Source organism: Blautia sp. An46, from assembly GCF_002161645.1.
Classification (GTDB): Bacteria; Bacillota; Clostridia; order Lachnospirales; family Lachnospiraceae; genus Blautia; species Blautia ornithocaccae.
The window spans coordinates 188,788-210,442 of sequence record NZ_NFIF01000004.1 but is presented as its reverse complement, the minus strand read 5'-3'; the positions used below and the strand labels follow the sequence as shown (position 1 = coordinate 210,442).

At 44.2% G+C, this 21,655-nt stretch carries 15 protein-coding genes; 1 reads left to right on the top strand and 14 read right to left on the bottom strand.

Annotated elements, in window-relative coordinates; all coding sequences use genetic code 11:
• Window positions 1–171: 171 nt before the first annotated feature.
• Window positions 172–1,035, top strand: coding sequence for a helix-turn-helix transcriptional regulator (locus tag B5G00_RS05380; protein WP_162613486.1), 864 nt, complete (start codon window positions 172–174; stop codon window positions 1,033–1,035).
• A gap of 16 nt (window positions 1,036–1,051) precedes the next feature.
• Here B5G00_RS05380 and B5G00_RS05375 read toward each other — a convergent pair whose 3' ends face one another.
• The 14 genes from B5G00_RS05375 to B5G00_RS05310 all read right to left on the bottom strand — a co-directional run bounded on the left by B5G00_RS05375 (window position 1,052) and on the right by B5G00_RS05310 (window position 21,636).
• Window positions 1,052–2,605 (bottom strand): glycoside hydrolase family 43 protein, encoded by a 1,554-nt coding sequence (locus B5G00_RS05375; RefSeq protein ID WP_087269649.1) that lies wholly within the window; start codon window positions 2,603–2,605, stop codon window positions 1,052–1,054.
• A gap of 13 nt (window positions 2,606–2,618) precedes the next feature.
• Window positions 2,619–4,325 carry an SGNH/GDSL hydrolase family protein gene (locus tag B5G00_RS05370; protein WP_087269647.1) on the bottom strand — a complete coding sequence of 569 codons (1,707 nt, stop codon included), beginning with the start codon at window positions 4,323–4,325 and terminating at the stop codon, window positions 2,619–2,621.
• Window positions 4,326–4,383: 58 nt separating this feature from the next.
• Window positions 4,384–5,529 carry a glycosyl hydrolase family 8 gene (locus B5G00_RS05365; protein WP_087269645.1) on the bottom strand — a complete coding sequence of 382 codons (1,146 nt, stop codon included), beginning with the start codon at window positions 5,527–5,529 and terminating at the stop codon, window positions 4,384–4,386.
• Window positions 5,530–5,666: 137 nt separating this feature from the next.
• Window positions 5,667–6,575, bottom strand: a complete 909-nt coding sequence (locus tag B5G00_RS05360) for a carbohydrate ABC transporter permease (protein ID WP_087269642.1) — start codon at window positions 6,573–6,575, stop codon at window positions 5,667–5,669.
• A 12-nt stretch (window positions 6,576–6,587) separates the two neighbouring features.
• Window positions 6,588–7,538, bottom strand: coding sequence for an ABC transporter permease subunit (locus B5G00_RS05355; RefSeq protein WP_330396706.1), 951 nt, complete (start codon window positions 7,536–7,538; stop codon window positions 6,588–6,590).
• Between the two features lie 93 nt (window positions 7,539–7,631).
• Window positions 7,632–9,302 carry a sugar ABC transporter substrate-binding protein gene (locus tag B5G00_RS05350; protein WP_087269636.1) on the bottom strand — a complete coding sequence of 557 codons (1,671 nt, stop codon included), beginning with the start codon at window positions 9,300–9,302 and terminating at the stop codon, window positions 7,632–7,634.
• 139 nt (window positions 9,303–9,441) lie between these two features.
• Complete coding sequence (locus B5G00_RS05345) at window positions 9,442–11,031, bottom strand: response regulator transcription factor (RefSeq protein WP_087269633.1); 1,590 nt, start codon at window positions 11,029–11,031, stop codon at window positions 9,442–9,444.
• Complete coding sequence (locus tag B5G00_RS05340) at window positions 11,006–12,820, bottom strand: sensor histidine kinase (protein ID WP_087269630.1); 1,815 nt, start codon at window positions 12,818–12,820, stop codon at window positions 11,006–11,008. Before B5G00_RS05340 ends, B5G00_RS05345 begins: the two co-directional genes overlap by 26 nt.
• 29 nt (window positions 12,821–12,849) lie before the next feature.
• Window positions 12,850–13,116 carry an AAA family ATPase gene (locus B5G00_RS19915; RefSeq protein WP_087269627.1) on the bottom strand — a complete coding sequence of 89 codons (267 nt, stop codon included), beginning with the start codon at window positions 13,114–13,116 and terminating at the stop codon, window positions 12,850–12,852.
• Window positions 13,117–13,331: 215 nt separating this feature from the next.
• Window positions 13,332–15,224, bottom strand: a complete 1,893-nt coding sequence (locus B5G00_RS05330; protein ID WP_087269624.1) for an ABC transporter ATP-binding protein — start codon at window positions 15,222–15,224, stop codon at window positions 13,332–13,334.
• Window positions 15,217–16,950 carry an ABC transporter ATP-binding protein gene (locus B5G00_RS05325; protein WP_087269621.1) on the bottom strand — a complete coding sequence of 578 codons (1,734 nt, stop codon included), beginning with the start codon at window positions 16,948–16,950 and terminating at the stop codon, window positions 15,217–15,219. The genes B5G00_RS05330 and B5G00_RS05325 overlap by 8 nt, the downstream gene beginning before the upstream one ends.
• On the bottom strand, window positions 16,943–17,446 hold the full coding sequence (locus B5G00_RS05320; protein ID WP_087269618.1) for a MarR family winged helix-turn-helix transcriptional regulator: 504 nt from the start codon (window positions 17,444–17,446) through the stop codon (window positions 16,943–16,945). The genes B5G00_RS05325 and B5G00_RS05320 overlap by 8 nt, the downstream gene beginning before the upstream one ends.
• Before the next feature lie 224 nt (window positions 17,447–17,670).
• Complete coding sequence (locus B5G00_RS05315; protein WP_087269615.1) at window positions 17,671–19,473, bottom strand: aminopeptidase P family protein; 1,803 nt, start codon at window positions 19,471–19,473, stop codon at window positions 17,671–17,673.
• 18 nt (window positions 19,474–19,491) lie between these two features.
• Window positions 19,492–21,636 carry a Tex family protein gene (locus tag B5G00_RS05310; RefSeq protein ID WP_087269612.1) on the bottom strand — a complete coding sequence of 715 codons (2,145 nt, stop codon included), beginning with the start codon at window positions 21,634–21,636 and terminating at the stop codon, window positions 19,492–19,494.
• Between the last annotated feature and the right edge of the window lie 19 nt (window positions 21,637–21,655).

The following is a 21,655-nucleotide window of genomic DNA, read 5'->3' as shown; positions in this document are numbered from 1 at the left end:
TCTCAATGTTTTTTTTGCGTACTTTTCCTCTTATATCCTCTGATTTTCTGTATTCATACAAAAAATTTCCTGTTATCAAAAGATTTCTCTGTATTTTTTCAGCAATTTTTGTTATATTAAATTTGTTCTTTTATTGTTTAACTGCTATAAATGAAAAAGGAGCGTTCCGCTATGATAAATTCTGATCTGTCCGAACCCTGGGCTTTCGGTCATAATATGACCATTAACGTTTCTTACGGCGACTTCTTCAGCTCTTTTCCTACCCACTGGCATAACTTTATTGAGATCATCGCCCCACTCTCAGATCCTTACTCTGTCCAGATAGGCAATGAAACTTATGCCCTGGATGAAAACTCCATCGCACTGATTCCTCCCCGGACACTCCATGCCATTACAAGATCTCCAGGACATCCTCATCTGATCATCCAGTTTCCAAACACTGTGCTTCAGCAGTTCCACGATTTTGTCCAATACCGCCGGATCCTGTATGGTTCTTGTATATTTCAGGCCCAAGATCCCGGTTTTGAAGAAAATCCCCTTTCTATTCTTTTAAAAATACTGGAATACAGCGAGAAAGACCTCCCCTTTAAAGAACTGCATATGTATGAGCTTTTACTGCATTTTTTTATCATAGTAGGCAATCTCAATCTATGTATAAAAAATCAGCTTTCTGACCGGAAAACTCCCCGTCAGAAAGCCGAAGATCAAAAGTTTGATTCTGTTACCAACTATATATATGAGCACTGCACAGAAAAGATCACCCTGGAAAAAACAGCGGCATTTGCCGGATTCAGCAAATATTATTTTTCCAGGATTTTCAAGGAACACTATCAGATGTCCTTCCCGGAATATATTGCATCCCTGCGTGTTGCAAAGGCTGCGGAACTGCTGGAAAACTCCTCTCTTTCCATACTGGAGATTGCTATGCGGTCAGGTTTTTCCAATCTTTCCTCCTTTAACCGCGCATTTAAAGAGGTTAACCACTGTACTCCCTCCCAGTTCCGGAAAATGGCGGACTTTTCTCTGGATTTCTAAAATGGGCCGGGGAGTTTTATCTGCCAATAGCGCAAAGCCATGAAAAGTCCGCCCATGAACTGCTTTCTTTTCCATAAGTGGACGCATATGGCCCAATGGTACAGCCCACAAACCCGCCAGAGGATTCTGTCGTATAATATTTCAAAGAAATCCCTTCTGCTACCGGCACTCTTCCTTTTCCCTGGTCCAGAAAGATTCCTGCTTTCTGATTTTCTGTTTTCAGATGTATTTCCAGCTCTTTCTTCTGTATCTGTTTTTCTGCCAGGATTTCTTCTTGTCCCTGAACCACCTGCGTTACACGAAAAACAAATTTTTCTTCTGTTTTTATCACTTCCATTTTCAGATGATTTTTCTGGTTTTGAAATAGCAAAAGCCCTACGGCATCCCCCTCTTGATCCAGCTCGAACTCCAGTCTCGTAGATATATGCATAGAGTAGGAGTTCTGACGAACACCCAGATACGAAAAAGCTGTATTTTCCTTTGCCTGCGCCTTTCTGGCATAAAGACGCAGATATCCTTTTCTGGCTTCTAAAGAATAGTTTTCTTCCGGTATTCGGCATACCCCCAATAAACGGGGGTCCAATTTCTCCTCCCCAAAATGAAGCAGCAGTTCTTCCTGAGCTTCTTTTGCAAAGCGGTGTTCCTTCAGGGGAATCTCCAGAAAGTTCTCCAAAAGGCCGCTTCCCGGACTGACAACCGGCCAGGCGTCTTCCCAATCTACTTTTGCCAGAAATGTCTCTCTTCCCAGGCTGCTCCCGCCGTGAAGTGTCCGACAGGCCAGCACAGCCATATACCATTCTCCATTTTCATCATCAAACAAGTCACCATGTCCTACACAGGTCACCGGAAAATTTTTTCCTAAATGCCGGTGTGTCAGTATCGGATTCCTTGGACATGCTTCAAAAGGCTCCTGAAGGCTGGAGCTTCTTGCGGCCATCACCGAATGTTCATATCCTGTTCCTCCTTCTGCATAGATCAGATAATAATATCCATCTTTTTTATACAGATGAGGGCCCTCCGGCCAGATCACAGAACGGGCAAAACCTTTCCAGATACGCCGGCTCTCTCCTATCAGCTTCATCTCCTTCAGATCCAGTTCCTGCAGCCAGATTTCCCAATCTCCATTGTGTTTTACTCCATCTGAATCCGGCCTGGTCCCAACATAGTAGCAGGTTCCGTCTTCATCAAAGAAAAGGCTGGGATCGATCCCCTGAGCCTGCGGTCCCAGATAATATGGTTCCGACCAGGGCCCTTTGGGATCCTCTGTCCGAACAATAAAATTTCCTCCCTGGTCAATATTTGTAGTGATCAGATAAAAAAATCCCTCATGAAATCGTATGGTAGGAGCAAAAATGCCTCTGGATATTTCATCACCTTCCAGTGGAAGCTGAGAAGACCGATCCAGCACATTTCCAAGCTGTTCCCAGTGCGCCAGATCCCTGCTGTGAAATATAGGGACGCCAGGAAAATAGGCAAAGCTGGAATTTACTAAATAAAAATCTTTTCCTACTCTGCATATGGAAGGATCTGGATAAAATCCCCTCAGCACAGGATTTTCTACTTTTGTCATCGTGTTCCTCCTTTTATAATACATAGCCAAATCCCAGGATTGTAAATTTTTTCTTCTCTTCCCCCGGCGCCGGAAGGATTTCCACTATATGCTCCCTGCTCTCTGCCTCGGAGAATAAGATTGCCGTGTTGCAGTGCAACCAGCCATTTATCCTGGGATCTGCCGTCATTTTATAATGACCATCTACAAAAACATTTACTTTACCTGTATCGTTTTCTCCTTCATCTTTAAATATCAAAAGCAAAGCCCGGCATAAGATGTTCAGAGTGAAAGGCTCTGTCTCTTCTGTCTGGCCGGTATACTGCCAGTTATAGGGAAATTGGGGAGTTCCATGTATATCCATATCAATCTCAACCTCCTGCAGTTTCTGATCCGTACCGCAAAAGCTCCCTTCTGAGATCCTGGCTTTTGAACAGAGTTCCTTTTTGTCCAAGAGCCTTACTCTTTCAAAGTCCTTTCCATAAACCGGATCTCTCTCCAGCAGACTTCCATCTGTATCATCCTGTCCGGCGTCCCCTTCATTCACCTTATCAAAAAGATATCCCAGACATTTTGCCATGATCGTATGTCCCAGATTTGTAGGATGGAACATATCATAAAAATACTGGTTTTTTGAAATCACCCGGCCTTCTTCTCTTTTAAGAGAAAATTGTGGCGATACCGCCTCTAATACGCTGACCATCGGCAGCCCGTAACGTTCCCCCACTGGCGCAAGCCGGGTCTGAAGGTTCCAGTCATTGGCAAATACAGAAAACAAAAGTACCACTGCTGGATTCCACGGTAGCCCGAGGATCTTTCTCACAAGACTTTCAAAACAGATACCTTTTGTCTCATCGCCTTCATCATTTACTGCAAATTCTACCACTACCAGATCCGGCTGTTCTCCATTTCTTAAAACATCACGTTCAAACCGTATCATACCAAGTTCCGAAGGTGTTCCTCCAACCCCGGCTTTTATATATCGTACATTATCTCCAGTCCCGAATTTTTCCGCAAATGCTTCACAGGATTTCCTTGCATAACATTCTGTGTGAACAGGTACAGCTCCTGCTCCCTGCGTGATAGAGCCACCCAGATAAGCCAGTGTAACCGTCTCTCCCCTCTTTGCTTTTTCTATGACTCGTTTCAAACGATAAGGATTTCCCAGAGATAAGAGGGAATGAGCGATCATATTCTCCGCTGCTTTTCCGGAAAGATCCACTGCATCTTCCTCTCCCTGATCTGGTATTTTCCATTCCTCTCCCACATAAAGTTTAACACTGACAACAGCCGTCTGTTCCGGTATATCAAAATAAAACTGAATCTGCCCCGGCTCCTTGTCATCCTCGCTCCAGGAAATACCAGACAGGGAAATCCAATGCTCCACTCCGTCTGCTGGTATCCTTCCTGTTATAAGAGTTCCGCCGCCATAGATATCCTTTTTCCCATACATCTGAAAAACAAATTCCAGTTCTTTACAGGCTCTCCCTGCTTCTACGCAGATACCGATACACTTTACCAGATTACGGAATCCTTCTGCTGTTTTCAATGCTTCCAGTATTCTCTCATCTGTAATATTTCCAGAAATCTGGGCGCTGTTAATTAGTCTTCCATCATTTTCGTATAAAAAATGCCCCCCTCTTTTATCCGGCTGCTCTGTACCAAAAATCTCCTTCTCACGTACAATATAAAATCCCGGCAGTTTCTTCTCCGGATCTTTCGGTGCTTTAGGTCCTTCCATTTCTCATGATCCCGTCCTTTTCACTCTTTTCTCATATAATTAGTGCCTGGTCTGCACCTTATTTCCAGATTCTGTAATTCCCGCTTAATGCCAGCCATGCAAATATATATAGGAAATTATCATAATAACGCCGGCTCCCTTTTCTAAGCGGGGTATTCCAAAATTTTTTTATACATTCGCCTGAATAAGGGCCGTCCGCTGCCAGAGAGGCCTGTGCATTTGTCGCAATAACAGCTACCGGATGTAGTGCCTTTTCCTTAAGTTTTGTCCCGTCTATAAGAAAAACTCCGTCCCAACTGTCTTTTTCTCTCACACAGTAAAATTCCTGCAGCCTTTCTGCAATTTCTTTCTGCCACGGATCCCGATGGAACCAAAGTGCATCCAGGCCGATATTTGCCATAGTCCGGTATGCGTCGCTGTAATACCAGTCATGACGTCCAAACTGAGCTTCCGTACCTGTGTGGGGGATGCCGTCGTATTCCGCATATTCCGGTGAGAGTCCTGTGTCCGGATTGCAGGCCAAATGCAGGAATACCCGGCTGTTTCCCGCTGCTTCCCTCCAAAACATTCTATCTTCTTCATCTGCCCACAAAGCAAACAATTCATAGAAATGCGGCAAATGATAAGAAGGGTCCGTAAATTCCACACCGGGAATAAACTTGATCAACTTGTTGTCCCGGTTCCACATAGGCTCTCCGGAATGTCCCGGTTCTCCCTTATGGATACACTCCCGAAGGATTTTTCTGGCCTCTCCACTGTAATCAAAAATCCCTTCTCTGTCGCCCCATCGATTAGCGGCGAAGAAAAGAGCCATTGCAAAAAATTCTTCCCCATCTGGCGCCGGACCATCAGCATTAGGCGTTCCATCTGTACCGCAAGACCATATAAAATAATTTTTTCCTGGTCCTTCCTGTATCCGCATATAAGTGCATACCCATTTCCATAACCTGTCAAACTCTTTCTGTTTATTCATCTGAACACAGACCATCATGCCATAAGACATTCCTTCCGTACGCACATCATGATTTCCTGTGTCCTCCAGGTATCCCATATCAGATCCTGATTCATGATAGAACCTTTCGTCATCTGGCCCATAAAATATTGTTTGGAAGATTTTCTCAAGGCGGCTGGTGATCTCCTCGCTGTTGTATCCCTGTTCTTCAAAAAAATTCCGATATTTTCCTGTATAAAATGCTCCTTCCACTTTTCTTTATCTCCTTTCTGTTTTTCCGGATACTCCTCCTGATCCAGAGTAATATAAAACTGCCGCATTAAGCATGACAAAGAATCTGTCTGTTCTCAATATCAGCTTAACGCAGCAGTTTATTATAGACTTACTGCTTATTCTTTTACCCCGCCAATAGTCAGGCCTGTCACAAAATATCTCTGAAGGAATGGATACAGACAGATAATTGGCAGCATAGTCAGAATCGTTGCCGCCGCACGGACTGATGTAGGCGTAACACTTCCAATGGCATTTTTCATTGCCTCTGCAGAGCTTCCCTGATTTGTTACAGAAGACAGCAGCTTCATCAGCTCGTACTGAAGAGTTGTAAATTCAGGGCTCATACGGTTGTACAGCATGGCATCGAACCAGGAGTTCCACTGTCCTACCGCCACAAACAGGGCTACTGTAGCATATACTGGCTTGCACAGCGGAGATATGATCTTCAGAAAAATCGTCATATATCCCGCACCGTCCAGCTGGGCAGATTCCTCCAGACTGTCTGGGATCCCTGCCATATAAGTACGGATAACCAGCATGTTAAAGGCACTTACCATTCCTGGAATCACATAAACCCAGAAACTATTGGTAAGTCCCAGGTTCTTATACAGCAAGAATATCGGAATCATACCACCGTTCACATACATGGTAATAACCCAGAATAGCGATAAGGATCGTTTAAATAAGAAGCGCTTTCTGCTGACAATAAAAGCCAGGATTGCATTAGCAAACAATGCTGTAACCGTTCCGAATATAGTTCGCAGTACCGTTATATAAGCGCCGGTAAGCAGATTATTTTTCTGAAGAACTGTATTATAGTTCTTCATTGTAAATTTTCTCGGCAGCAGATAAATGCCTCCCCGGAGAGCATCTGTACCATCATTCAGTGAAATCGCCAATGTATTCAGCACTGGATATAAAGTAATAACCACAAAGGCAATCATAAACAACGTATTTAATACGACAAAAATCTTATCTGGCACAGATTTCTGGGCTTTCGATTTTTTCTGTTTTACTTCTTTCATTTTCGGCACCTCCTAAAACAGCCTCTCTTCGCCATTACGCTTCGCAATCTGATTAGCAATGACGATCAGAACAATACTTACAAAGCTCTTGAAAATACCTGCGGCAGTACCGATCGCATAATCGCCCTGACTGATGCCCCATTTCAGCACATAAATGTCAATCGTCTGGGATACACTCTGTACCAAACCATTTCCAAGCAGATACTGGATCTCGAAGCCCGCATTTAATACATTTCCCACATTCATAAGAAGCAGGATAATGATTGTAGGCTTAATACCCGGTAAAGTTACATGTTTAATCTTGGCCCAGCGGCCGGCACCGTCCATACTGGCCGCTTCATAGAGAGATGGATCAATAGATGTGATAGCCGCCAGATAAATAATCGCATTCCAGCCAGTCTCTTTCCACACATTGGCAAACGCTACGATAGGCCAGAAATACTTTGTATGAGCAAAGAAATTTATAGGTTCATCAATCAGATGCAATCCTACCAAAAGTTCATTAATAATACCAGATCCCGACAGGGCATCATGCAGAATACCTGTTACAATGATCCAGGAAAGGAAATGGGGTAAGTAGGAAATTGTCTGAACGACTTTCTTACCTCCTTTTGACTGTACCTCATTTAAAAGAATAGCAAACACAATCGCCATGATAAAGGTTGCCGCCAGGTTGATCACACCCATTGCCAGAGTATTTCTGATAACCCGGACAAAGGTCACATCAGAAAACAGCTGTTTAAAATTTGCAAGTCCCACAAAAGCGGAGTGGAATAGCCCGTCCTTAGGTTTGTAATCCTCAAAGGCCATCACCCAGCCGCCCAGCGGGAGGTAATAGAAAATAATCCCATAGATCACGATGATCAATGACCAGAAGATCAGAACCTTCTGCCTTTTGATCTCCTTCCACGTAATCTTCGGTGTTGGTTCCGCTACATTTTCTTTTCTTCTCCTTTTCGCCATAGAAGCCATAATCTCACTCCTTTTCTATAAAACAGGCAGATGCCCTGTTTTTCTTTCTCTGACATCTGCCCATTTCTTTCAGAATTTTACACTTTACTGATACTTCGCAGCCTCTTCCATTCTTCTGTCTAATTCCTCCTGCATCTCATCTAAGAATGCCTGGGGATCACAGCTTTCATATGCCTCCATATATTCATCCCAGGCTGCATCAAAATCTTCTGCCATAACAACTTTTGGAAGATATTCATGCTTGATTTCTCCCATTTTTGTCAGCGCCATACCTCCAGGAGTACTGGTAGTCATATTATTGGAATAAGAATACATCGGATACCATGGGCCCGGTGCCTCGCTGGTCCCCAGCATATCCACGTAGGTTTCTGCGCCATAGGCTTCAAAGCATTTTTTTACATCATCGCTTAATCCATCGAAAAATTCTGTAGGCTGATACTGTGGCTGCATAGCGTTAATACCGTCCCTGCTGGTTCCTGCATACTGTGGAAAATAGGAATATGTACACAGGTGCGATGCCTTATAAGCAGTATCAGATGCCTCAAGTCTCTGTTCTTCTGTCTTGTAGAAAAGTCCGTTTTCATCTACCTCGTAATCTTCTCCTTCTACACCCCAGTAACGCAGATCATGAACCTCCTGGCTCAGAAGGTCGTTAATAAACTGAAGGGCACCCTCCACATCCTCACAGCTTGTTGTGATTGCAAGACCGCTGGCCTCATTCAACACACTGCCGGAGCAGTGCCACTTATTCTGGATCCCTTCCTCAATAGTGATTGGAAGAGGAACATAATCGCAGCCCTGCTCGTCCAGTCCCTGCTGCTTTAAGGAATCATTTACATTATAGGCAAAGTTCCACCACTGGTCGATCATGCCCAGTACACGTCCTGTGGAAAGTTTTGCGATATACTCATCATAGGTCTGTGTAAAGGATTCCGGATCTACAATGCCTTTATGATATTCTTCATTCAGCTTCTGGAAGTATTTCACTGCCGTAGGTGTCGTATTATAATCGATCACCTTTAATTCCTCAGGATCTACGATAACTGATCCGTCATTTGGATAACCGTCCAGGAACTGAGGTGCATTCTCCAGACAGAAATATCTCCAGTCCTCACAAAGTATGGTATATGGAATATTCTCAGTACCATCTTCCATGGTCGGATTTGCTTCCTGATAGGCTTCGATCAGATCAAAATACTGATCCATAGTCTTTACTTCCGGATAGCCAGCCCACTCCAGGACTCTGGTCTGGATCCAGAACGCTTCGTCATTATGAGTCGTCGCCTTTTCCTCTCCGTAAATGTTCTGGAACTGATTGATCCAATAAATATGCCCGTCCTCCTGACGAAGCTTATCCCATTCCTGATCAGTCAAGTATTCCTTGATATTCGGATAATCGTCAATATAATCATCTAAAGCTACCAATGCGCCTGCATCATATAGCTGTGCCATACCGTCTCCACCGTCAATAAAATCCGGATATTCTCCCCCGGCGATCATAGTTCCCACAGCCTCTTCTGCCGTCTGTCCGGTCAGCCAGGTTTCCTTGCACTTTGCACCAGTAATTTCTGCAATTTTCTGTTGAATCTCATTGTCATCATTTATCTCCGTTCCGGGCACAGCAAAAAAGGCTGTAAATTCTTTTACTCCTCCCTCCTCAGAACTGCCCTCTTTGTCCCCGCCGCCACAGCCAGCTAAAAGCGTGGAGAGCATTGCAACTCCCATAAGAGCTGCCAGCATCTGCTTTTTCTTCATCTCGCTTCCTCCTTCAATTTTGATATTATTATTCTATCTATTTCTTCTTTTTGTTACAACCTGACAAAAATAGAAAAAAGACAGGACAAAGTTTAGTTTTTTTTCACTAAACCATATCCTGTCTTTAGATTTTCCGCGATTATGTATGATTCCGGAACTTTTTTCGATAGCTTGTGGGAGTACACCCCTTCACAGAAATAAAGCGGTTGATAAAATAGTCCAGATCCCGGTATCCTACCTGTTCCGCCACCGCATAGATCTTATCTTCTGTCCGCAGGAGATACTCCGCTGCTTTTTCAATCCGATAATTGTTCAGATATTCTTTAAAGGGGATCCCATACTGCTTTCGGAACATCTGTCCCAGATAAGCGCTGTTTACATAATATTTTTTACTCAATTCCTTCAAGGTAATATTCTCATAGTAATTCTCCCTGATCTCTTTCTCCACCTTTGCCAGCACGCTTCCCTGCGTATTTCTTCGCAATTCGCTGAGATAGTCTGCATACTCCAGCATAAACGTTTCAAAATTTTCCCGGCTTCCACGTACCATTTTGGTATCAAAGGAATTTTCCCTGATATAAGAAATAATCTCGTTTTGATCCACGCTGTCATCCTGGGCCAGTCCCAAATGAGTCAGCCGCACAAGAAGATAATTCATATTGATCCGTATCATTCCCGGTTCCATATCCGCTCCATTTATTTCATGGAAAACCGTTTCTACAATTCCCTTTATCCTATCCCTATGGTTTTCCTCAACTGCTTTCAGCAGTTCTTCTATAATCTCTTCGCTTATGATCTTACCGCTTTTCTCCGTTGTTCTCTCTGAATAATACCGGATGCGCTCAGCTGCATCAAAGTTTTGAAAACTGAGAGCCATTATCGCCGTATGAAAAGAGCGGTAGATATCTTCAACTTTCTCTACTTTATCGCCTACATAAGCGGTGACAGGTATCTCAATCCCGTCCTGTACATGATTCAAAAGAGCCCGCAAAAATGTTTCTTCTGTCATATTTGCTTTCCCGGCCTGATGCACATCATAAAGCATACCAACATCATACCATTCTTCTCTTCCTGCCAGATCCATAAAAACAAAATAGCCGTCTGCATCTCCCAGGTATTGTCTGCATCTGGCATAAACACCTTTCTGCGCACACCTGATGGTCTGCGGTTCCATAATCTTTTCTCCGCTTTCCAATGCCAGGCAGACATAGCGAAGCCCTTCAGGCGCTTCTACTTTCTGGGATATGTACTCTACGGCTTCCCTGTCTCCCCTTCCCAATAAAATGGACTGCATATACCGTGCAAAATATGCCTGTTTCATTTTTTCTTCCTGAGATCTCTCATTCTCTCTTTTGTTATACAGCTGGTTCACCCTCTCCAGAAGTTCCGAAAGCTGTTCTTTCTGCACCGGCTTTAAAATATAATCTGTACATTTATATTTAATCGCCTGCTGAGCATAGGAAAACTCTCCATAGCCGCTGACGATCACAAAAAATGCCTCCGACACACTCTCTTCTCTGATTTTTTTCAAAAGCGTGATACCATCCATCACCGGCATCTTAACATCTGCCAGGATCAGATCTACTTCATTGGTTTTCAGAAAATCCAGAGCTTCTTTTCCATTATAAACCATTCCTGCAATTTCATATCCCCACTTTTCCCAGTCTATCAGCACAGAAAGCCCCTGTGCGATAAAAGGCTCATCATCTACTAACAGTACCTTCAGCATCTTTATCCCCCTCCCTAAAATATTTCACAGGCGCTGATATTGTCACAATGGTTCCCACCATTTTCTCGCTTTCCAGTGAAAAATGAATATTCCCCTCTGTCTGCATCTTCAGCCTCAGGCATGCGTTGATCACACCTACTCTTCCTTTTTCCCGAAGCATCTCAATATTTGCGTTTTCCATTCTCTCACGCAGATAATAGAGATAGGACTCCGGCATACCGCTTCCTGTATCTTCCACTTCCAAGTAAAGCTTTTCTTCCTGCCGATATGCTTTCACAAAAATCCAGCATTTCGCCGCCTTATCTTCAATCCCGTGTACACAGGAATTTTCTGCGAAAGTCACAAGAGAAAGTTTCGGAATTTTATAGCCTGCACATTCCTCCTGGATTTCTATGGAATAGGAAAGGCGGTCTCCAAAACGATATTTCTGCAATCTCAGATAAGCTTCTACAAATTTCTTTTCTTCTCCTATAGTTACCATATCCGTTCCCCACTCTACATACTGTCGTTCCATAACAGCAAGCTGCTCGATCATATCTGCAGTCTCATACTCTTGTTTCAATACGCTGCGCATCCGGATATTCTCCAGTACATTAAAAAGGAAATGAGGATTTATCTGCCCATGGAGGGCCAGCAGTTCCGCTTTCTGTCTTGCAATATTCATCTCCTGCTGTTTCAGCCTGCTTTTATAAACTGTTTCGATCAGGGAATTGGTCTTTTGGGCCATAATATTGTAATTACGCATAAGAGAGGCAATTTCATCCGTTCCATGGATACTTTTAATTTCTTCCAGACGTCCTTCCACGCTGTAGTTGAAAATCCGGCTCAGAAAGCCGATGCGTTCCACAAAATTTCTCCGAAGCGCATTCATAAAAATCCATGGAAACAACACATTTATCAGAAGCATCAGTACCAGAATCGGAAAGCTTTTAATCATAACCTCTCCCACACCGCTGCTGTAAGGTATCACATAGATAGTCAGTTCCTGTCCGTAAAACGCCATTCTTTCCGTATATTCCCCGCTTCTATACCCCACGCTGCTGATATAAGAATAATTCTGACTGCTGTTGCCCAATCCGGTATTGGATAGCAGAATCTGTCCCGTTTCGGAGCAGACGTACACATCACCTCCATAATTCGCCATTGTCATTCCCTGGTTGATGGCATTATAATCCAGATCTATTCTCAGGAGCTTATTGTACTTATCCCGCTTATATCGGTCCAGTTTCCGTACAAAAGACAGCTTTTTCACCGGGCTTGGGTTGGTCGGCCCTGCATCCTCATAGTAAAAATACATCTGCATGTTCTGTCCGGAATCCATAAAATCCCGATACCATTTTTCCTCTTCCACAGATTCCATACGCCAGAAGCGTCCGCCGTTGACGATGGTGCCGTTATCTGCATACATCCGGATAATGGAATTGCTGGTTCCCAGCGAGCTGTCAAAAAGAGAGTCTTTCAGCAGTTCCTGATACTGATTATAATAATCCAGCGTCGATTGAAATTCTGTATTCAGAAACTCATTGATATACTTGTTAAAGTAAATATTCTTGGAAAGCATGACCGTCTCCTCTGTAGCGCTGTTTAAACTATATTTCACAGCGCTGACGATGCCTCTGCTTGTTTCCTGTTTCGTATCATATTCTCTTTTGACGATCAACCCGATGATCACTGCATCCGTCAATACCAATGGAAGTATCATACAGTAAAAATACAGCAAAAACAATTTTTTTTTGATCTTTAGATTGTTAAGGCGATCATCCAGCCAGTTTCGAAATCTTCCCGTCATGGTAGTTCTCCTCATCTGTCTTTTCCGTTTCATCCTTCTCTTTTCAGGCAGATCACATTCCAAGGCATTTTTCCAACTCTGCTTTTATACTGCCGTTTCCTTTCCATCTCGAAGACCCGTTTCCATTTAAAACTGCAAAGCTGTTCCTCTGTATTTACGACCTTCGGGGCCTCCCCAGCAGTATAAGCATTTTCCAGAAGCTCCTTGATCAACAGCGTCTTATCTGCATAATAATATCCCTGTTCTCTGATCTTTTCAAAATCATCTACGCCAATAGGCAATGGTTTAAACCTCATGCACTCACCTCTTTCCCCTAAGTATATACCATCACCCCTCCCAATTCCAGCAGAATTTCCTCAAGCCAGCCCAGACTCCACCTCACATTTTCTATACACGCAGAAAGCCCCCTGTGTTTTCTGCGAATTTGTCGAGCATGGTTTGAGACCTCAGAATCAAACCAGCGCAGACTGAGCAAGAAAACACAGGGGGCTTCCATCCCGTCTATAAATAACTATGACAGTTCCAGTTTTCCAGTATACAACTGATAGTAGGTTCCCTTCAGAGCCAGCAGCTCTTTATGGGTACCTCTCTCGATGATCCGTCCGTGTTCCAGAACCATGATGGCATCACTGTTACGGATAGTGGACAGTCTGTGGGCAATAACAAATACGGTACGCCCTTTCATCAGGTTATCCATACCCTGCTGGACAATACGCTCTGTACGGGTATCGATGCTGGAGGTTGCCTCGTCCAGGATCAATACCGGCGGATCTGCAATAGCCGCTCTGGCAATAGCCAGCAGCTGCCTCTGGCCCTGTGACAGTTCCTCGCCGTCTCCGGTAAGTACCGTGTCATATCCTTTTGGAAGCATATTGATAAACTGGTCTGCATGAGCCAGTCTTGCTGCCGCGTAAACTTCCTCGTCTGTAGCGTCCAGTTTTCCGTAGCGGATATTCTCCATAATGGTTCCTGTGAACAGATGAGTATCCTGAAGAACGATTCCCAGGGAATGACGGAGATCTGCCTTCTTGATCTTGTTGATATTAATTCCGTCATAACGGATCTTACCGTCCTGTACATCGTAAAATCGATTGATCAGGTTGGTGATGGTTGTCTTTCCTGCTCCGGTAGAACCTACGAAAGCAACTTTCTGGCCTGGCTTTGCATAGAGGGTCAGGTCGTGGAGTACCATATGGTCATCCGTATATCCAAAGGACATATCGAAGAATCTTACATCGCCTTTCAGCTCTGTATAGGTAACGCTTCCGTCTGCCTGATGAGGGTGTTTCCATGCCCAGAGGCCTGTACGCTCCTGGCACTCTGTAAGACTTCCGTCTGGATTTCTCTTTGCATTTACAAGAGTAACATATCCGTCGTCTACTTCCGGCTCCTCATCGATCATATTGAAGATACGCTCTGCACCTGCCAGCGCCATGATAATGGAGTTAAACTGCTGAGCAATCTGCATAAAAGGCTGCGTAAAGCTTCTGGTAAACTGAAGATAAGAAGCCATAACACCCAGAGTAATTCCTCCGATTCCTGCTACAGAAAGGACACCGCCGAAAATAGCTGTAAGAACGAACTGCAGATTTCCCATGTTTCCGATAATAGGCCCCATCATACTTGCAAAGGTATGTGCAGAAGATGCACTTTCGAAAAGTCTTTCGTTTAATCTGTCAAAATCTTCCTCTGTCCTTCTCTCATGGTTGAAAACTTTGATAACCCTCTGTCCATTCATCTGCTCTTCTACATATCCGGTAACATCAGCCAGGTCGATCTGCTGTCTGATGAAATATTTTCCGCTGTTTCCTCCCACGTATCTGGCTACAAGGATCATCAGCAGGATGACCAGCACTGCCAGGGCTGTCAGGATGGGGCTTAAAAGCAGCATGGAAATAAAGGTTACTACAATAGTAAAGCTGGACATGAGCACCTGTGGGATAGACTGGTTGATCATCTGTCTCAGGGTATCCGTATCATTAGTATACAGACTCATGATAGAACCGTTTGTATTCTGGTCGAAATAACGGATCGGAAGAGTCTGCATATGCTCAAACATCTCGTCTCTTACTTTCTTCAGCACGCCCTGGCCGATAATAACCATCAGGCGGTTGTACACAAAGCTGGCGATAACGCCCAGTATAAAAATACATGCCAGAACTGCCATTGCCTGATACAGCTCTGTGAAATTCGGATTCTGCTGTCCCACCAGGGGAAGAATAAAGTCATCCAGCAGGAATCTGAGAGAAAGTGACACAGCAATAGAAGAGATAGAGGTCATAAGTATACAGATCAATACAATGATAAACTGTACCTTATAAGGCCCTGTCACATATTTCAAAAGTCTTCCTGCTGTCTTAAGGGTACCTGCGTTTACCTTTGGCTTATCATTTGGTTTACTCATTCTCTTCACCTCCCTTAATCTGCGATTCATAAATCTCACGGTAGATGGCATTGGTCTTCAGCAGCTCTTCAGATGTTCCTATACCGTTGATCTCACCATTTTCCATAACAATGATCATATCCGCATCTTCCACAGAAGAGATCCTCTGAGCGATAATGATCTTGGTAGTATCCGGTATTTCCTCTCTGAATGCTTTTCGGATCAGAGCATCTGTCTTGGTATCTACCGCACTGGTAGAATCGTCAAGGATCAGGATCTTCGGTTTCTTAAGCAAAGCTCTTGCAATACAGAGTCTCTGCTTCTGACCGCCGGAAACATTATTTCCGCCCTGTACGATCATAGTATCGTACTTATCCGGGAATTCCTGGATAAAACTGTCGGCCTGAGCCAGCTTACAGACTCTCTGCACCTCTTCATCTGTAGCCTCCTCATCACCCCAGCGGATGTTGTCGTAGATGGTACCTGTAAACAGCACGTTTTTCTGCAGTACCATAGATACCTGATCACGAAGAGATTCCAGTTTGTACTCCCGTACATCTACGTCTCCTACTTTTACGCATCCTTTTGTTACGTCATAAAGCCTTGGGATCATCTGCACCAAAGTAGATTTGGCGCTTCCGGTCCCTCCCACGATACCGATCATCTGTCCTGACTTAATATGGAGATTAACATTCTTCAGAGAAAGATTTCCTCCTTCTCCCGAATAACTGAAGTCTACATTCTCAAAATCAATATCTCCGTTGGCTACCTCTGTCCTTGCATTTTCTTTATCAGACATCTCAGGAACTTCATCCATGACCTCTGTAATACGGTCTGTAGAAGCCTGGGCGATCATGATCAGAACGAAAACAAAAGAAACCATCATCAGAGAAATGAGGATCTGGATAGCATAGACGATAACACTGGTAAGCTCACCAGTCTCCATGGTTCCAAAGACAATACTCTTTCCTCCGATATAAACCATACAGAGCACTACCAGATATATGGTAAACATCATTACCGGATTATTCCATGCAACGATCTTCTCTGCTTTTGTGAACAGTTTATAAACAATACCGGAAATCTTATGGAACTTCTCGTCCTCATGTTCTGCTCTTACATAAGCCTTTACTACTCTGGCTGCATTTACATTTTCCTGGACCGTATTATTCAGTACGTCATACTCATCAAATACACGGATAAAATGAGGATGGGCCTTTTTGGCGATAAAAATAAGAATACCGCCCAGAATCGGCACGGTGATCAGCAGCATCAGGGCAATATCCGCATTAATGGTCAGCGTCATGATAAGAGACAGCACGATCATGATCGGCGCTCTTACCAGCATACGGATGGTCATCATATACGCCATCTGGATGTTGGTGATGTCTGTTGTCAGTCTGGTTACCAGACTTGAGGTTGAAAAATTGTCAATGTTCTTAAATGAAAATTCCTGTATTTTATAGAAAATATCATGCCTCAGATTCTTGGCATATCCAGAGGAAGCGATGGCTCCCATCTTACCTGCCATTGCGCCGAAAAACAGCGACACCATAGCCATGATAACCAGCACTACACCGATACTCAGTATGTATCCCATATCTCCGTTGGCGATACCTACATCGATGATCCTGGCCATAAGAAGTGGAATCAGCACTTCTATCAGAACTTCAAAGATTACGAGAATCGGCGTCAAAATAGATTCCTTTTTATATTCTCGTACAGATTGAAGCAGTTTCCTATTCATACATTTCTTCCCTTCCTTTCATATAATCTTCTTCTTTGGCTAAATTTTCGGACATTTTCTTCAGCACCTTAAGACAGGTCTTGTAGTCCTCCTCGGTCACTCCCGCCCGCAGCTTTTCTTCCACAGTCCGGATATTTTCCATTACTTCCCTCTGTATGGTAATGGCCTTTTCCGTGGGAAGGATCCTTTTCATCCTTCCATCCCGTTTAGAGGACTTCCTTTCGATAAAGCCCTTCCTCTCCATGAGCTGAAGTATTTCCGTAACGGTAGACTTGCTGACTTTGAATTCTTTCTCAAGATCCTTCTGGTATACAGGATTCTCCAGGGATCTGACAAGAATATAATGCAGCACACGGTTCTGCATGGTAGTCAGTCCGCAGTCTTTCCAGGTGTAGAAAAAAATCGTCCGTTTCAGTTGATGGGATACGATATTGATGATTCTTCCCGCATCCTCTTCCCTCTTGGGATTTTCCTGAATCAACTTCTTTTTTTCCATTCTCTCACCTCACTGAATTAGTTCGGGTTCCAAATAGTTCGTTTCCGAACCAATATCATTATACGGCCCTTGTTCTGTATATGTCAATGCATAAAAATAGAAAAAAAGTATGTTTATTTTCAGGAGTTTTAGTCAAAAAAACAGAACCGCCTAAGTCCTGTTTTTCTGTACTTATCTTCAATTCTTCTCTGGCGGTCCTGTTCTTTTTTAACTTGCTCTCTTCATCAGATTTCAGCTGTGGCCTCTTTCAGCCATTCTCTTTCTTCTTCAATCAGCATAGGGCCTATAGTATCATATACTCTCCTGTGATAATCGTTCAGCCACTCCAGTTCCTCCCGTGTCAGCATTTCCGGAAGAATCGCTTCTCTTTCATAAGGCACCAGAGTAACCGTCTCAAATTCCATAAACTGTCCGTATCCGTTCTTCTCCGCTTTTTTACAGAGGAGGAGATTCTCTGTACGGATTCCGTATCTCCCCTCCAGGTACAGGCCTGGCTCGTCAGAAGTAAGCATTCCCTCTTCCAAGGGTGTTGCATTCCCTCTTCTTCCATTTGCCCTTATCTTCCAGTTAATATTCTGAGGGCCTTCATGTACATTCAGAAGATATCCTACCCCGTGTCCTGTTCCATGGTTAAAGTCCAGTCCGCGAGCCCAAAGAGGACCTCTTACCAGCACATCCAGATTTGCTCCACTGCATCCTTCCTGGAATTTTGCCATAGCAAGGCGGATATGCCCCTGAAGCACCAGAGTAAAATGTTCTTTCTGCTCTCTGGTCAGTTCTCCCACTGCAATAGTCCTGGTAATGTCTGTGGTTCCCTGCCAGTACTGTCCGCCAGAATCAATCAGGAAGAATCCCTTGGGCTCCACTTTAGCATAGTCTGTCTCCGTAGGAGCATAGTGGCACATTGCCGCGTTTGGACCATAAGCACAGATAGTCTCAAAGCTCAGGTCCAGACAGTCTGGATCTTCCATACGGAATTTTTTGCTCTCTAAAGAGGCGCTGTACTCCGTCACATCTCCTCCCGGCACGTTCTTTTTCAGCCAGTAAATAAACCGGCACATAGCCCTGGCATCTTTAATATGAGCCACTTTCAGATTTTCCATTTCTACCGGATTTTTATTTCCTTTAAAAATTGCTGCCGGATTTGGACGGAAAATAATCTCCCTTTTCTGTGGAATATTTTTATACAGAGAATAGTTTGTACACAGATCCTCCAGCATTACCTTCTGAGAATCCTCCAGTTTTTTCACATCTTCATAAACCTGGAAGTAGGGGTGCAGCACCACGCCTGCCTTTTCCAGCTCTTCTCTGACCTTTGAGGACACAGCCTCTTCCTGTACATAAAAATGTACCTGGTCCATAGTCAGTATCACATAGGAAAGGACTACCGGATTATATTCAATATCATTTCCTCGGATATTCAGCAGCCATACAATGTCATCCAGACTGGAGATTACATGGATCTGAGCACCTGCCTCTTCCATCTCTCTGCGGACTCTGGCAATCTTCTCTTCTCTTGTTTCTCCTGCATATTTCACATCCAGGATATAAACCGGCTCTTTTGACATCTGAGGACGGTCTGACCAGATTTTTCCTGCCAGATCATCCTGGCACTTAAAGGTTCCTTCTTTCTTTTCCAGCAATTCTTCATACTTTCTGCCCTCGGCAACACTGATGGTCCGTCCGTCACAGCCCAGGCATCCCTTCTGAGGCAGGACCTCTTCAATGAATTCTTCTACTGTAGGCACCCCTTCTTCTCCCATCTTCATAAGGGTCACCCCTGTGCCGGCAAGCTGCTTTCCAGCCTGGATAAAGTATCTGCCGTCTGTCCAAAGGCGGGCCTCATTTTTTGTGACAATAAGGGTTCCTGCGGAACCGGTAAATCCAGAAAGCCAGGCTCTTGCCTTAAAATAATCTCCTACATACTCTGACTGATGAAAATCTGCAGTAGGCACCAGGTACACATCGATTCCCGCCAACTGCATTTCCTGCTGCAGTTTTGCAATCCTTTCTTGATTTACATTCATTTTAACCCTTCCTTTCTCTTAATGAATTCCCTTCATGGTGAGAGAAATTCTCTTTTTCTTCATGTCTACGCCCAGAACCTTTACTTCTACAATATCTCCTACGCTGACAGCTTCCAGAGGATGCTTGATATACCGGTCTGTCATCTGAGAAATATGTACCAGGCCGTCCTGGTGCACGCCGATATCTACAAAGGCACCGAAGTCAATAACATTCCGTACGGTTCCTTTCAGGATCATTCCTTCTTTCAGGTCTTTCATCTCCAGTACATCGGTACGGAGGATTGGTCTGGGCATTTCTTCTCTGGGATCTCTTCCCGGTTTTGTCAGCTCCTTCACCATATCCCGGAGGGTCATTTCTCCAATTTCCAGCTTCTTGGCCATCTGACCATAATCTTTCACATAATATACTGCCGGGCCGTTAAAAATGTCTTCCGGTTTCATTCCCATCTGTGCCAGGAATTTTTCTGCTGCTTCATAAGATTCCGGATGTACGCTGGTACCATCCAGAGGGTTCTTTCCTCCCCGGATGCGAAGGAATCCGGCACACTGTTCAAAAGCCTTCGGTCCCAGCTTTGCTACCTTCAGAAGTTCTTTTCTGTCTTCAAACCTTCCGTTCTCTTCTCTGTAAGCCACAATGTTTTTGGCAATTGCCTTGGAAACGCCGGACACATATTCCAGAAGAGAGACAGAAGCTGTATTCAGGTCTACGCCCACCCGGTTTACACAGTCTTCTACCACTCCGGAAAGTGCTTCTCCCAGTTTCTTCTGGTTCATATCATGCTGATACTGTCCCACACCGATAGATTTCGGGTCAATCTTTACCAATTCTGCCAGGGGATCCTGAAGTCTTCTGGCAATAGACGCCGCGCTTCTCTGTCCCACGTCAAAATTCGGAAACTCCTCCGTAGCCAGCTTGCTGGCAGAGTATACAGAAGCCCCTGCTTCATTGGTGATCACATACTGGACTTTCTCAGGAATCTCCTTTAAAAGCTCCACGATAACCTGTTCAGATTCCCTGCTGGCAGTTCCATTTCCCACAGAAAACAGGGTAATGTTGTATTTTTTAATAAGCTTTTTCAGCGTCTCTTTAGCTGCAGCGATCTTTGCCGGAGTAGTCGGCGCTGTAGGATAGATAACTGTAGTATCCAGAACTTTACCTGTAGGGTCTACTACTGCCAGCTTACACCCTGTACGGAAAGCAGGGTCCCAGCCCAGAACTACCTGCCCCTCGATAGGCGGCTGCATCAGAAGCTGTTCCAGGTTTTTCTTAAACACCTTGATAGCTCCGTCCTCGGCTTTTTCTGTCATGTCACTGCGGATTTCTCTTTCAATAGCAGGAGCGATCAGACGGCGGTAGCTGTCTTCCACTGCTGCTTTTAAGATTTCTGAGGTATTGGGATTATCTTTGGTGATCACCTGTTTTTCCAGATAGCGGAGAATATCTTCCTCCGGAGCCTGGATCTTCACAGTAAGGATCTTCTCCTTTTCTCCACGGTTAATGGCCAGCACTCTGTGGCCTGCCACTTTGGAAACCGGTTCCTCATATTCATAGTACATATCGTATACTGTAGATTCCTCTGGCTTTTTCGCAGCAGATACCAGAAGGCCGGATTTCATGGTCATCTTCCGGATACGGATACGGTAGTCTGCCTCATCAGAGATACTTTCTGCCACAATATCCATAGCTCCTGCCAGAGCTTCCTGAGGCGTTTTTACTTCCTTTTCTTCAGAGACAAAGGCTGCTGCCTCTTCTTCCATGGTCTTCTGTGTCATCTGCAGGAGTAGGATATTTGCCAAAGGCTCCAGTCCTTTTTCTTTTGCAATGGTAGCTCTTGTCCTTCTCTTTGGACGGTAAGGCCGGTAAAGGTCTTCCACTACCACCAGGGTCTCTGCTTCCAGAATCTGTTTTTTTAATTCTTCTGTCAGTTTTCCCTGTTCTTCAATACTGGAAAGTACCTGGTTTTTCTTATCCTCCAGATTTCTCAGATAGTTCAGTCGCTCGGAAAGGTTACGGAGCTGTTCATCGTTTAAAGCCCCGGTGACTTCTTTCCGGTATCTGGAAATAAAGGGGATCGTATTTCCTTCATCTATCAACTTAACAGCAGCTTCTACCTGCCATTTTTCTACTTTTAATTCCTGGGTGATTTTCTGAATAATATCCATATAATAACTGTCCCTTTCT